This window comes from Streptomyces sp. NPDC023481 (genome assembly GCF_055560195.1).
Genome location: NZ_JBVHJE010000005.1, coordinates 16,959 through 29,693, shown reverse-complemented (window position 1 = coordinate 29,693; position 12,735 = coordinate 16,959). Strand labels below are relative to the sequence as shown.

General features: G+C 72.3%; 15 protein-coding genes. 6 read left to right on the top strand and 9 right to left on the bottom strand.

Translation table 11 applies throughout. The annotated features are described in order from the left end of the window. Positions 1-54 precede the first annotated feature (54 nt). From ACZ3ZD_RS12515 to ACZ3ZD_RS12485, 7 genes are all read right to left on the bottom strand, one after another. On the bottom strand, positions 55-330 hold the full coding sequence (locus tag ACZ3ZD_RS12515; RefSeq protein WP_467395895.1) for a DUF4190 domain-containing protein: 276 nt from the start codon (positions 328-330) through the stop codon (positions 55-57). 1 nt (position 331) lies between these two features. Next, a complete protein-coding gene (locus ACZ3ZD_RS12510) occupies positions 332-496 on the bottom strand; it encodes a hypothetical protein (protein ID WP_199833654.1) in 165 nt (54 codons plus the stop codon). 168 nt (positions 497-664) lie between these two features. After that, positions 665-946 (bottom strand): hypothetical protein, encoded by a 282-nt coding sequence (locus ACZ3ZD_RS12505; protein ID WP_467395892.1) that lies wholly within the window; start codon positions 944-946, stop codon positions 665-667. Positions 947-1,061: 115 nt separating this feature from the next. After that, positions 1,062-1,877: an ABC transporter permease gene (locus ACZ3ZD_RS12500; RefSeq protein WP_467395890.1), complete on the bottom strand. Its 816-nt coding sequence runs from the start codon at positions 1,875-1,877 to the stop codon at positions 1,062-1,064. A 33-nt stretch (positions 1,878-1,910) separates the two neighbouring features. Then, on the bottom strand, positions 1,911-2,804 hold the full coding sequence (locus ACZ3ZD_RS12495; RefSeq protein WP_467395888.1) for an ABC transporter permease: 894 nt from the start codon (positions 2,802-2,804) through the stop codon (positions 1,911-1,913). A gap of 3 nt (positions 2,805-2,807) precedes the next feature. After that, positions 2,808-4,007: an ABC transporter substrate-binding protein gene (locus tag ACZ3ZD_RS12490; RefSeq protein ID WP_467395886.1), complete on the bottom strand. Its 1,200-nt coding sequence runs from the start codon at positions 4,005-4,007 to the stop codon at positions 2,808-2,810. Positions 4,008-4,034: 27 nt separating this feature from the next. After that, entirely contained in the window at positions 4,035-5,066 is a 1,032-nt protein-coding gene (locus tag ACZ3ZD_RS12485; RefSeq protein ID WP_467395884.1) for an ABC transporter ATP-binding protein, read from the bottom strand. A gap of 110 nt (positions 5,067-5,176) precedes the next feature. On the opposite strand from ACZ3ZD_RS12485, the gene ACZ3ZD_RS12480 reads away from it, so the two are divergent. Next, positions 5,177-5,917 carry a FadR/GntR family transcriptional regulator gene (locus ACZ3ZD_RS12480; protein ID WP_467395882.1) on the top strand — a complete coding sequence of 247 codons (741 nt, stop codon included), beginning with the start codon at positions 5,177-5,179 and terminating at the stop codon, positions 5,915-5,917. Positions 5,918-5,956: 39 nt separating this feature from the next. After that, on the top strand, positions 5,957-6,718 hold the full coding sequence (locus ACZ3ZD_RS12475; RefSeq protein ID WP_467395880.1) for a cache domain-containing protein: 762 nt from the start codon (positions 5,957-5,959) through the stop codon (positions 6,716-6,718). 78 nt (positions 6,719-6,796) lie between these two features. Here the strand turns inward: ACZ3ZD_RS12475 and ACZ3ZD_RS12470 are convergent, their stop codons facing one another. After that, positions 6,797-7,447 carry an FMN-dependent NADH-azoreductase gene (locus ACZ3ZD_RS12470; RefSeq protein WP_467395878.1) on the bottom strand — a complete coding sequence of 217 codons (651 nt, stop codon included), beginning with the start codon at positions 7,445-7,447 and terminating at the stop codon, positions 6,797-6,799. Positions 7,448-7,577: 130 nt separating this feature from the next. Here ACZ3ZD_RS12470 and ACZ3ZD_RS12465 point away from each other — a divergent pair, with 130 nt between their 5' ends. Beyond that, positions 7,578-7,967, top strand: a complete 390-nt coding sequence (locus ACZ3ZD_RS12465) for a winged helix-turn-helix transcriptional regulator (RefSeq protein WP_467395876.1) — start codon at positions 7,578-7,580, stop codon at positions 7,965-7,967. A 4-nt stretch (positions 7,968-7,971) separates the two neighbouring features. Here the strand turns inward: ACZ3ZD_RS12465 and ACZ3ZD_RS12460 are convergent, their stop codons facing one another. After that, complete coding sequence (locus tag ACZ3ZD_RS12460) at positions 7,972-9,450, bottom strand: glutamate-cysteine ligase family protein (protein WP_467395874.1); 1,479 nt, start codon at positions 9,448-9,450, stop codon at positions 7,972-7,974. Between the two features lie 172 nt (positions 9,451-9,622). Here ACZ3ZD_RS12460 and ACZ3ZD_RS12455 point away from each other — a divergent pair, with 172 nt between their 5' ends. The 3 genes from ACZ3ZD_RS12455 to ACZ3ZD_RS12445 all read left to right on the top strand — a co-directional run bounded on the left by ACZ3ZD_RS12455 (position 9,623) and on the right by ACZ3ZD_RS12445 (position 12,712). Next, positions 9,623-10,612, top strand: a complete 990-nt coding sequence (locus ACZ3ZD_RS12455) for a hypothetical protein (protein WP_467395872.1) — start codon at positions 9,623-9,625, stop codon at positions 10,610-10,612. A 541-nt stretch (positions 10,613-11,153) separates the two neighbouring features. Next, positions 11,154-11,561: a YciI family protein gene (locus tag ACZ3ZD_RS12450; RefSeq protein ID WP_467395870.1), complete on the top strand. Its 408-nt coding sequence runs from the start codon at positions 11,154-11,156 to the stop codon at positions 11,559-11,561. Positions 11,562-11,569: 8 nt separating this feature from the next. After that, positions 11,570-12,712 (top strand): RNA polymerase sigma factor, encoded by a 1,143-nt coding sequence (locus ACZ3ZD_RS12445; RefSeq protein ID WP_467396492.1) that lies wholly within the window; start codon positions 11,570-11,572, stop codon positions 12,710-12,712. Positions 12,713-12,735 lie beyond the last annotated feature (23 nt).

The following is a 12,735-nucleotide window of genomic DNA, read 5'->3' as shown; positions in this document are numbered from 1 at the left end:
CGGCGCGCCCCGCCGCCCGGTGGCACAGCCCCGCGGTGGTCGGCCGCGCGGTGGTCAGCCGCCCCACACGTACCAGGACGCCGTTCCGTGCGCGGACGCCAGGACGGCGAGCAGGACCAGGTCCGCGATGCCCAGTCCGAGGCCGAGGAGGGCGCGGAAGCGGCGGGGGGTGTTCCGCCGCAGGGCGACGACGGCCAGCACGATGGCGATGGGGCCGAGGACGAGGTTGAGGACGAGCAGTCCGACGAGCCCGAGGACGAAGGAGGCCACGGCCATGCCCTCGGTGTCCCGGCGGCCGGTCCGGTACGAGGCGGGAGCGGTCAGCCGCATCTCAGACCCTCCTCGTACGGTTGCGGCGGCGCCGTTCGCGGCCCGCGAAGACGACGAGCCAGACGGCGATGAGGGAACCGAGCACCAGCGTGAGCGGCCAGGGGAGATAGGCGGCCGTTCCCACGACGAGGCCCAGCAGGAGCAGGGCGACGACCAGGAAGAGCACGGCTACCTCCCCGCTCCGCCGACGGCCGCGGTGGTGACCGGGCAGGGCGGTTTTCGCACCGGTGCGGTCGGCTGCTCGCTCGGCTGCTGCTGGCTCCGCTTCTTCAACGCGTTCATGACATCGCGGGTTACCCGTGAGCGGCGTCTCACGCAGCCCTGCGGCCCCGGTTCACGTCGCGCGTGTTCCGCCGCCCCGTCGGATACGGCCCAGCAGATCCCGGTGGTAGGCGGCGAGTTGGCCGGCCGGCACCGGGGCGGGGCTGCCGGCGAGGGTGTACCAGGAGTCGCTCCCGGAGTGCTGGATGGCGACCCGCGCGCTGTGGCCGTCGGCCAGCAGGATGGTGGCGACGGTGAGGTCACCGGTGACGACACCGACCTCGTCGGTCAGCGCCCCACCGGGACCGGCCGTGACCCGGTCGACGTAACTGTTGATGCTGGGAGGGTTGTTCATGGCCCGCAGGTTTCCACCAACCCGCCCACGACACCCCACAGCGCGCAGGTGTCGCCCCCGACTGTCCCCACGTTGGCGGTGCGCCGGCCGGCGCCGGTGCTGTCCGGCTGGGGGTTCACACCCGGCTCGATGTCGCGGTGTCCGCCGACAGGCGTTGGGCGACGTAGATCGGGATCACCGACAGCAGGACCAGTACGGCGGCCACGACGTTGACCACCGGGGCCTGCCGGGGGCGGGTCATGTTGTCGAGGATCCAGACGGGGAGGGTCTCGATGCCCGGACCCGCGGTGAACGTGGTGACCACGATCTCGTCGAAGGAGAGGGCGAAGGCGAGCAGACCGCCCGCCAGGAGCGCGGAGCGGACGAGGGGGAAGGTGACGTCCCTGAAGGCGCGGAAGGGGGTCGCGCCGAGGTCCATGGCCGCCTCCTCGTAGGAGGAGGCCGTACGGCGCAGGCGGGCCACCACGTTGTTGAACACCACGACGATGCAGAAGGTGGCGTGCCCGACGATCACGGTGAACAGGCCGAGACCCACGCCCAGCGGAGCCAGGACCGTGCTGAACGCCGAGTTCAGGGCGATCCCCGTGACGATGCCGGGCAGCGCGATCGGCAGGACGACGACGAAGGAGACGGTGTCGCGGCCGAAGAAGCGGTGCCGGGCCACGGCGAAGGCGATCAGGGTGCCGAGGACCAGCGCGACGGCCGTCGCCCCCAGCCCCGCCCTCACCGAGGTCCACAGGGCGGCGCGGGCACCGGAGTCGTGCGCGGCCACCGACCACCAGCGCATGGTGAGCCCCGGCGGCGGCCAGCTCGCGCTGCGGTCGGGGTTCAGGGAGTCGACCAGGACGAGCAGCAGCGGGACGTAGATCAGCGCGAACCCGAGCCCCGCGCCGATGCGCAGGGCGATGCGCGCGGTGCGGCCGAGATGCATGGCGTTCTTCCTCTCCAGGCGTGCGGCGGCGGGCTACAGGCTGTTCAGCGCGCCCGTGCGGCGGATCGCCAGCAGGTACAGGACGATCACGGCCACGGGCACGGTGCCCAGCGCGGCGGCCATGGGCAGGTTGAGTTCGATGTTGGCGTACACGAGGTTGCCGATCAGCTGCGTCTTGCCGCCGACGATCTGCACGGTGATGTAGTCGCCGAGGCTGAGCGAGAAGGTGAACACCGACCCGGCGGCGACCGACGGCAGCACCATGGGCAGCACCACCGAGCGGAACGTCCGCCCCGCACGCGCCCCGAGGTCGGCGGAGGCGTCGAGCAGTCCGGCCGGGAGCTGCTCCAGGGCGGTGTGGATCGGCAGGATCATGTACGGCAGCCAGAGGTAGGTCAGGGTGAGGACCGTGGCGGGCAGGCCGTAGCCGGGGCCGCCGAGTCCGAACGGCGCCAGCACCCAGTCGGCGAGGCCGCCCTCGGACAGGATCAGCCGCCAGGCGTACACCTTGACCAGGTAACTCGCCCACAGCGGGGTGAGGATGGCCACGACGAGCAGCGGACGCCACCTTGGCCGGGCCACGCGCGCGGTGTAGAAGGCGACCGGGAAGGCGATCACCGCGCACAGCACGGTCACCGCGAGGGCCACCGCGACGCTGCGCAGGACGACCTGGCGGAAGACCGGCGTGGTGAACAGCGCGTGGAAGTTGTCCGTCGACCAGACCTTCACCACCTGGGAGGTGAAGGAGTTCGTCGTCCAGAAGGCGGACACGAACAGGACCGCCAGCGAACCGAGGTAGAGGACGGTCAGCCACAGCAGCGGGGCGGTGAGCAGCAGGGCCAGGCGCAGCCGGGGCCTGCGGTGCAGGGTCCCGGCGAGCCGCCGGGCGGTGCCCCGGCCGGCGTCGGCCGGCGCTTCGGTCGTCACTGCTCAGCCCTTGATCTCGGTCCAGGCCTGCACCCACTTGGCGTACGGCACGCACTTCACGTCCGTACGGCCGTCCAGGCACTGCTCGATGGGCGTGTTCCAGAAGGCGATCCTCTTCCAGTAGTTCTCGTCGGCGGCGTGGTAGACGGTGCAGAAGTTCCTGTCCGAGGTATGCGCGCACGCCCTGGAGTTGGCCGGGGCCTCGCCGAAGTACTCGGCGACCTGGGCGTTGACCTTGGGGGAGACGATCCAGTCGAGCCACTTGTAGGCGCAGTTGGGATGCTTGGCCTTCGCGGAGACCATCCAGGTGTCCGACCAGCCGGTCGAACCCTCCTTCGGGACCAGCGCCCTGACCTTCGCGCCCTCGGAGGAGGCGAGGTTGGCGATGACCTGCCAGGTGGTGCCGATCACCGAGTCCCCGCTCTTGAAGGCGGAGACCTCCTTCAGGTAGTCGCTCCAGTACTCGCCGACGTCCGCGTTCTGCCGCTTGAGCAGCGCCACGGCCGCGTCGAACTGCTTCTGGTCGAGGGCGTACGGGTTCTCGATCCCCAGGCCGGGCTTGGTGGCCTTCAGGTACAGGGCCGCGTCGGCGATGTAGATCGGTGAGTCGTACGCCGTGACGTGCCCCTTGTACCGCGGGGCGCCGTCGAAGACGGCCGACCAGGAGGTGGGCGCGGGCGCGACCTTCGCGGTGTTGTACATCAGCAGGTTGGCGCCCCGGCCGTGCGGGATGCCGTACATCCGCCCGTGTACGGAGTTCCAGGCGCCGTTCTTCAACCCGGCGAAGACGTCACGGTAGTTGGGGACGAGTCCGGTGTTGACGGGGGCGGCGTCACCGGAGGCGATCAGGCGCAGGGAGGCGTCGCCGGAGGCGGAGACGGCGTCGTACTGGCCGGTCTTCATCAGCTTGACCATCTCGTCCGAGCTGGCGGCGACCTTGGAGTGGACCTGGCAGCCCGTCCGCTTCTCGAAGTCGCCGACCCAGTTCACCTTGGGGTCGTCGGAGCCGTCCTCGACGTATCCGGCCCAGGCGATCAGGTTGACCTGGCCCTCGGTCGGGCCGAGCTTCGTCGGTGCCTTGAGGTCGGGCGGGTTGAGGCCGGTCGCCGAGGGGCCGCCGGAGACGGCGGAGTCGCAGGCCGCGGCGAGCAGCAGGGCGGCGGCGCAGACGGCCGAGGAGCGCAGGGTACGGGTGAGGCGCACGGCGTTCTCCAGGGGGAGGGGCGGTGATCAGGAGGGCAGGCGGACGGCGTGCCGGCGGTGCCACTGGAGGCGGACCCGGGTGCCGCGGTAGGCGGCGACGTCCGCGGAGGAGGTCTCCAGGTTCTGCTGGAGTGCTGTCAGCCGGCCGCCGCCGTCCAGGTCGACCAGGAAGCGGGTGGCGTCGCCCAGGTAGACGACCTCGGCGACGGTTCCGGCCGCGGTGGTGTGGTCGGGCTCGTCCGGCTCGGCGGCGTTCTTCAGCAGGCGGATCTTCTCCGGTCGGATGGTGTAGGTGCCCGGGGAGCCGGTGATCCGGTGGGCCGCCTCGCCGTCAAGGAGGTTGGAGGTGCCGACGAAGGAGGCGACGAAGGCGGTGGCCGGACGTTCGTAGATCTCCGCGGGGGTGCCGACCTGGGCGATGCGGCCCTCGTCGAAGACGGCGATCCGGTCGCTCATCGTCAGGGCCTCCTCCTGGTCGTGGGTGACGAAGACGAAGGTGATGCCCACCTCCCGGTGGAGCGCCTTGAGTTCGATCTGCATCTGCTCGCGCAGCTTCAGGTCGAGGGCGCCGAGCGGCTCGTCCAGCAGCAGCACGCGAGGCCGGCCGACGAGGGCGCGGGCCAGGGCGACGCGCTGGCGCTGCCCGCCGGACAGCTGGGCGGGCCGCCGCCGGCCGTAGCCTTCGAGGCGGACCTCGGCGAGCGCCTTGCGGGCGCGGACCAGACGTTCGGCCTTGGGCACCTTGCGGACCCGGAGCCCGTAGGCGACGTTCTGCTCGACCGTCATGTGCGGGAACAGGGCGTACTCCTGGAAGACGGTGTGCACGTCGCGCTCGAACGGGGCGAGGCCGGTGACCTCCTGTCCGGCGAGTTCGATCCGGCCCGCGTCCGGTGCCTCGAACCCGGCGACGAGCCGCAGCACCGTGGTCTTGCCCGAGCCGGACGGCCCGAGCATCGAGAAGAACTCGCCGTCCCGGACGTCCAGGTCGATCCCGGCCACGGCGGTGGTCTCCCCGAACGACTTGCGCAGGCCCTGCAACCGGATCGCACGTCCCTCCATGCGGGAACCTTTCTGGCGCACCGAACGTTGACGGCAAACATATGAAGTCATAGGTCATAGCTCAAGGTCCCGTCAGGGTAAAGCTTGAGTCAACGCACGAGGTGGTACCCGTGAGACAGCACGAGATCGACGCAGGCACCCGCAAGGCCGTCTTCAGCCCGGTGGACAACCGGGCCCGCGTGGACACGGTCGTCCACCGCATAGGGGACGCCATCGAGCTCGGCCTCCTCGCCGACGGCGAGCAGCTCCCCGGCGAGAGCGAACTGGCCGGCCGGCTCGGCGTCTCCACGGTCACCCTGCGCGAGGCGCTCATGGCGCTGCGGCAGCAGGGCCTCGTCACCACCCGCCGGGGCCGCGGCGGCGGCAGCTTCGTCTCACTGCCCGACGTCCCCGCCGACGACCGGCTCAGGTCCCGGCTGCGCGGCTGGAGCACCGAGGAGCTGCGCGACCTCGGCGACCACTGGGCCGCCCTGTCCGGGGCCGCCGCCCGGCTCGCCGCCCAGCGCACCGAACCCGCGGACCTCCGGCCGCTGCACCGCACGGCCCAGGAGCTGGCGCAGGCTCGGGACGCGGCGGCGCGCAGCCGGTTGTACGGCCGTTTCCACGTCGAACTCGCCGCCGCCGCCCAGTCGGCCCGGCTCACCCGCGAACAGGTCGCCCTGCAGAGCGAGGTGGGCGCCCTGCTCTGTCTCGTCCTGGCCGACGACCCCTATCGTGAAGAAGTTGCGGAACGTCACCGCTGCGTCGTCAGCGCCGTGCAGGATGGGGCCCACGACACGGCCGGCACGCTGGCCGAGCGGTGCGTCAGGGAGTCGGCGGCGCGGCTCGTCGCCGTACGCCTCACGCTCTGAGCGCGCCGCCCGCGGTTTTTCCGTCCGCTGGAGGACACCATGGGCGTCAGTTCCGGGCTCGCCGCCGTCGCCACGGACCCGGAGACACGGGTGGCCGCACAGGTCGGCGGCGCGCTGGAGGCCGTCTTCGCGGCGGTCGCCGCCACCCGCGCCGACACCGCGGCCCTGCTGCACCGGGTGGCCGCCGACGGCCGCGGGCCCGCCAGCCGCGACCTCGCCGCCCTGCGCCCCGGACTGCACCAGCGGCTGCGCCACGAGGACCTCGTCTCCGGCGTCGGCTTCGTCGCGGCCCCCGGACTGCTGACCGACGTACCGGCCTGGCTGGAATGGTGGCAGACGGACGCCGACGGCGCCGTACGCCCGCTGCTGCTCGATCTCGACCCCGGCAGCTCGGCCTACTCCGACTACACGCACTGGGACTGGTTCGCGCTGCCCCGCGACACCGGGCGCCGGGCCGTGGCCGGGCCGTACGTGGACTACCTCTGCTCCGACGAGTACAGCCTCACCCTGTCCCAACCGGTGCGGATTGGGGGGCGGTTCGCCGGAGTGGCCGCGGCCGACGTGTATCTGCGGCACTTCGAGGCGGCCGTGCTGCCGCTGCTGCGGGGACTGTCCCGGCCGGCCCGGCTGGTGAACGCCCGCGGCCGGGTCGCCGCCTCCGCCGACCCCGCCCACCTGGCCGGCTCCCTCACCAGGGGCCCGGACTTCGGCGCGGTCCTCGCCGCCGCGCGGCCCGGAGGGCACGAGGACCTGCGGCTGGTGCCGTGCCGGGGTGTGCCCCTGGTGCTCGTCCTGGCCTGACCGCGGCCGGGCGCACGCGTGACCCCGGGCCTGCGCGGTGCGCCGGCCCGGGGTCCGTGGTGCGGTACGGGATGCCGCTCAGGCGGCCAGACGCTCCGCCAGCTGACGCACCCTGGCGGCCGCGGCCTCGAAGGCACGGTCGCGGGAGGCCTCGTACAGCGGGACCAGCTCGGCCATCGCCGGGTTCTTCGACGCCATGGTCAGCTCCGCGACGATGAACTCCACGTCCAGGCCGAGGGCGTCGGCCAGGACGGCCTTGAGGTAGTTCTGCACGTACTCGTAGCCCTCGCGGGGGGTGCCCGGCGCGTACGAGCCGCCCCGGCTGGCGATGACCGTGACCGGGGTGCCCTTGGCGGACGGGTTCTCGCCCGCGGTGCGGCCCATGAGGATCACGTTGTCCAGCCAGGCCTTGAGGGTCGACGGGATCGTGTAGTTGTACATCGGGGCGCCGATCAGGATCGCGTCGGCCTGCTCCAGCTCCTCGATCAGCTTCACGCGCTCGGCGAAGACCGCGGCCTGCTCGGGCGTGTGGGCGCTCGCCGGGACGAAACCGGCGAGGTGCGCGTCGGCGGTGATGTGCGGGACGGGCTCGGCCGCCAGGTCGCGGTAGATGACCGTGCCCTGCGGGTGCTGCTCCTCCCAGTGCTTGCGGAAGGCCTCCGTCACGGCGCGCGAAGCCGACGCCTCGGCCGGGAAGACGGACGAATCGATGTGCAGCAGGGTGGCCATGGATGTCTCCAGAGAAGCTCAGGACAGCCGGACGTCGCAGCGCGCTCGGCTCACGTTTCGTACTGGACTATGTTTAACACATCGACTTACTTTTTCTCAGCCCCATACGGTGAAGTAGTACCCTGGAATCATGGCGGCGGAGCAGAACCACGACAGCGCGGCGTGCAAGCGGGTGGACGACGGAATCACCCGTGTCTTCCAGCTGCTCGGCAAACGCTGGAGCGGTCCGATCGTGGCCGTCCTGGTGGAGCAGCCCGCCTACTTCACCGACCTGCGCCGGGCCGTCCCCGGCATCAGCGAACGCATGCTGTCCGACCGGCTCGCCGAACTCGGCGCGGCCGGCCTCGTCCTGCGCGAGGTCGACGAGGGGCCCCCGCTCCGCGTGTCCTACCGGCTGACCGACGCCGGCGCGGCCCTGGAACCCGCCCTGCGCGCGCTCGCCGAGTGGGCGAAGTCCCACCTGCCGGAGGCGTCGGCCTGCCCCTCGACCAGCCTGGAGCGGCCCGCCGTGCACCGGTAGCGGCTCAGTCCACCGGCCAGGTGTGCACCGGGGCGTTGAGGTGCATGTAGTCGATGTACACCTGGGTCATCCGGCGCAGCGCCTCGTGCCGGCCGGCGTGCGCGGTGCCGGCGACATGATGGAACATCTCCTTCTGCCACACCGCTCCGTTGCGCGCCGTCACACACCGCTGCTCGATGACGCCGAGCAGCGGCTCCCGCCACGCCGCGTCCATACCCGAGAGCTCCAGGCCGCGGTGCGCGAGCGGCAGCAGCCGGCGCAGCACCAGCTCCGGCACCGGCACCTCGCCCATCCCGGGCCAGTACACCAGCGCGTCGATGCCCTGCCGGGCGGCGGCGTGCAGATTGTCCTCGGCGGCCGCGAAGGACATCCGCGACCACACCGGCCGGTCCTCCTCCACCAGGGCCCGGGTCAGCCCGTAGTAGAACGCGCCGTTCGCCAGGGTGTCGGCGACCGTCGGGCCGGCCGGCAGCACCCGGTTCTCCACCCGGATGTGCGGCAGGTCGTTCGCGACGGCGTACACCGGCCGGTTCCAGCGGTAGATCGTGCCGTTGTGCAGGGTGAGTTCGGACAGGTCGGGGGTGTCACCGCGGTCCAGCGTCTCCACCGGGTCCTGCTCGTCGCACAGGGGGAGCAGGGCCGGGAAGTAGCGCAGGTTCTCCTCGAACAGGTCGAAGACGCTGGTGATCCACCGCTCCCCGAACCACACCCGCGGCCGTACCCCCTGCACCTTGATCTCCTCCGGGCGGGTGTCGGTGGCCTGCTCGAACAGCGGGATCCGCGTCTCGTGCCACAGCTCCTTGCCGAACAGGAACGGGGAGTTCGCCGCGAGCGCCACCTGCACCCCGGCGATCGCCTGCGCCGCGTTCCAGTACCCCGCGAACTCCTCCGGCGACACCTGGAGATGGAACTGCGTGCTGGTGCACGCGGCCTCCGGGGTGATCGTGTCCGCGTACGTCCGCAGCCGGTCGGCCCCGTCGATCTCGATGCGCAGGTCCTCGCCGCGGGCCGCGAAGATCTGGTCGTTCAGCAGCCGGTACCGGGGGTTCTCCGACAGGGTGTCCTCGGTGATGTCGTCCTGCCGCAGCGTGGGCAGGATCCCGATCATGAGCAGCCGGGCGCCGACCGACCGGGCCCGCTGGTCGGCGTGGTTCAGCGCGGCCCGGATCTCCGACTCCCAGGCGTCCGGACCGCCCGCCGTCAGCCGCCGGGGCGGGACGTTGATCTCCAGGTTGAACCGGCCCAGCTCGGTGGACCAGGCCGGGTCGGAGATCGCCTCCAGCACATCGGTGTTGCGCATCGCCGGCTCGGCCCTGTCGTCCACCAGGTTCAGCTCTATCTCCAGGCCGACCTGCGGCCGCTCCGACTCGAACCGCGCCTCGCGCAGCATCTGCGCCAGCGCGTCCAGGCACTCGTGCATCTTGATCCGGTACCGGCGGCGGTCCTCGCGGGTGAAGACGAGCGCCGGGACGTCACGCCCCATCGGCCCTCCAGGCCCCCCATCGGCCCTCCGGGTCCCCTAATCGGACACCTCTCCACCAGCGTCGCACCATCGTCGTAGGGGCACCAAGCGGTGCGTCCGCCGCTTCCTCCCCATGATCACTTCTGAGTAGGGTGCGGCAGTCCACCCGCACCACCGCATCGAAGGAGCCCTCGTGCCCGCGCCCTCAGCCCGCCCCTCCCGCCGCCACCTGCTGACCGGAAGCGCCGGTCTGGCACTCGCCGCCTCCGCCGCGTCGCTGGTCTCCCCGCCCCGGGCCGCCGCGGCCGAGCCGAAGTCCACGGCGCTCTACCCGCTCAAACCGACGCACCTCCTGGAGGCCGAGACGCTGGTGGAGTACCTGCGGCTGCGCGCCAACGCCTGGGACCACAACCGGTACAACGTGGTGACCGACGGAAGGAACCTGGGCAGAACCACGGTCACCTGGGGCCGGCCCGGGCACCCGGAGGAGTTCGAGAACCTGTCCCAGTGCGCCTCCTTCATGACCCTGCTGCTGGAGCGCGCCTACGGCAGCGACACCGCCTACGGCTGGGCCACCGCCTCCTACTTCGACCAGTACTTCCCGACCAAGGGCGCCCCGGCCGGCACCACCCGCACCGGCACCTACCCCACCGCCGAGGACCTGCAGGCCGGATTCCTCGACGCCGCCGACGTGCCGCACTTCGACCCGGTGACCAAGCCGGTCAACCTGCGCCCCGGTGACATCGTCGCCTGGGACAAGGACCCCGACGACAAGTCCGTCCCCTACACCGGGCACACGGTGCTGATCCGCGCCTACCTGGGGACCTACGCCTCCTCCGTCGACAGCAAGCTCGGCATACCCGGTGTCGTCCCGCACCTCTTCCAGATCGTCGACTGCACCGACAACCCGCACGGCGGCCCCGACCTCACCAGCCAGACCAGCACCGACCGCTACCGCGCCTACCCCGACACCCGCGCCGAGCTGAGCGACGACAACCGCACCTGGACGCAGCACAACGGCGTCGGCTACGGCCACATGGTCTTCTACGCCGACCCGGACACGGGCCTCTTCGTGGGGTACCGCTGGAGCCTCAACAGCAACCAGCCGTACCCGGCGGTGGCGCAGCCCGCCGCGGGCAAGCGGCAGATCGCCGCGGGCCGCGTCAACGCGTTCGTGGTGTAGGACAGCGCGGCCGACGGGCGGGGCCCGGCGAACGGTGTCCCCCCGTTCGGCCCGGTGTCCCGGCCGGTCAGCCGCCCGCCGCTCCGCGCACGGCCGGGCACGGCCTCCTACGCCACCCCGCAACTCCCGCTCCCGCCTCGGAGGTTCCCGCAGGGGCGAGCGGGTGTCGCGGTGCCGGCGGGCCGCGCCGCCTCACCCGGCCGGGCCCCCCGGCTGGCGCGTGCGGGCGCGGTGCCGCAGGGTCGGAGCAGGATCGATCATCGGAGAGTCCGCGACGGGACCGCTGGTGCGGCACGTCCGCCGAGGTCGTGACTCCACGAACCGGCACACCGCCCCGGCCCCGAGCGGCGGTGCGCCGACCGGCAGGGACGGGGAACGGCGAATCCATGCGCTCGGGCCGTTCCCCGCCCCGTCGGGACCTTTGCGGGAAAAACGAGCTTCCGAAAAAAATCCGGACGGCGATGTCGAGAACGTCCGACCGGCTGCGTCCCAGGCGTGAACGCGACCACAATGTGTCGCACGAACACCAGGGAGAAGCACCATGGCCAAGTACCTGCTGCTGAAGCACTACCGCGGCGCCCCGGCTCCGGTGAACAACGTGCCGATGGACCAGTGGTCGCCCGAGGAGATCTCTGCGCACATCGGTTACATGCAGGACTTCGCGGCCCGGCTGGAGAAGACCGGCGAGTTCGTCGACGGCCAGGCGCTCGCCCCCGAGGGCGCGTGGGTCCGCTACGACGGCGAGGGGCGCCCGCCGGTCACCGACGGCCCGTTCGCCGAGACCAAGGACCTCATCGCCGGCTGGATGGTGATCGACGTCGACACCTACGAGCGCGCCGTCGAACTGGCCGGGGAACTGTCGGCCGCCCCCGGAGCGGGCGGCGAGCCGATCCACGAGTGGCTGGAGGTCCGGCCGTTCCTGGCCGCCCCGCCCACCGTCACGGAGTGACACCACCGATGGACGAGGCCCTGCTCAGGAGCCTCACACCGAGGGTGCTCGGCATCCTCGTCCGCCGCGGAGCCGACTTCGCGGCGGCCGAGGACGCCGTACAGGACGCCCTGGTCGAGGCGATCCGCGTCTGGCCGGCCGACCCGCCGCGAGACGCCCAGGGCTGGCTGGTCACCGTGGCCTGGCGCAGGTTCCTCGACCAGGTCCGCGCGGACACCGCCCGGCGCCGCCGTGAGGACCGCCACGACGAACAGCCGGCCCCGGGACCCGCGCCCGCCGTGGACGACACCCTCCAGCTCTACTTCCTCTGCGCCCACCCGTCCCTGACTCCGGCCTCCGCGGTCGCGCTCACCCTGCGCGCCGTCGGCGGCCTCACCACCCGGCAGATCGCGCAGGCCTACCTGGTGCCGGAGGCGACCATGGCCCAGCGCATCAGCCGGGCCAAACGCACCGTCTCCGGCGTGCGGTTCGACCAGCCCGGCGACGTCGCCACCGTGCTGCGCACCCTGTACCTCGTCTTCAACGAGGGCTACTCCGGCGACGTGGACCTCTCCGCCGAGGCGATCCGGCTCACCCGGCAGCTCGCGGCCCGGACCGACCATCCGGAAGTCGCGGGACTGCTCGCCCTCATGCTGCTCCACCATGCCCGCCGCGCCAGCCGGACGGCGCCCGACGGGAGCCTGGTGCCGCTCGCCGAGCAGGACCGCGGCCGGTGGGACACCGGGCTGATCGCCGAAGGCGTCCGGATCCTGCAGGCGGCCCTCGCCCGCGACCGGCTGGGCGAGTTCCAGGCGCAGGCCGCCATCGCGGCCCTCCACGCCGACGCGCCCACCGCCGGGGAGACCGACTGGGTGCAGATCGTCGAGTGGTACGACGAGCTGGCCCGCCTGACCGACAGCCCCGTCGTCCGGCTCAACCGCGCGGTCGCCGTCGGGGAGGCCGACGGCCCGCGCGCCGGTCTGGCGGCGCTCGCCGGGCTGGACACCGCGCTGCCCCGCCACACGGCGGTGGCCGCCTACCTCCACGAGCGCGACGGCGACCTGGCCACGGCGGCACGGCTGTACGCCGAGGCGGCCCACAAGGCGCCCAACCTCGCCGAGCGCGACCACCTCACCCGCCAGGCGGCCCGCCTCAACGCCCGCCGGCCCTGAGGAGCCGGACTCGTCCTCGGCGC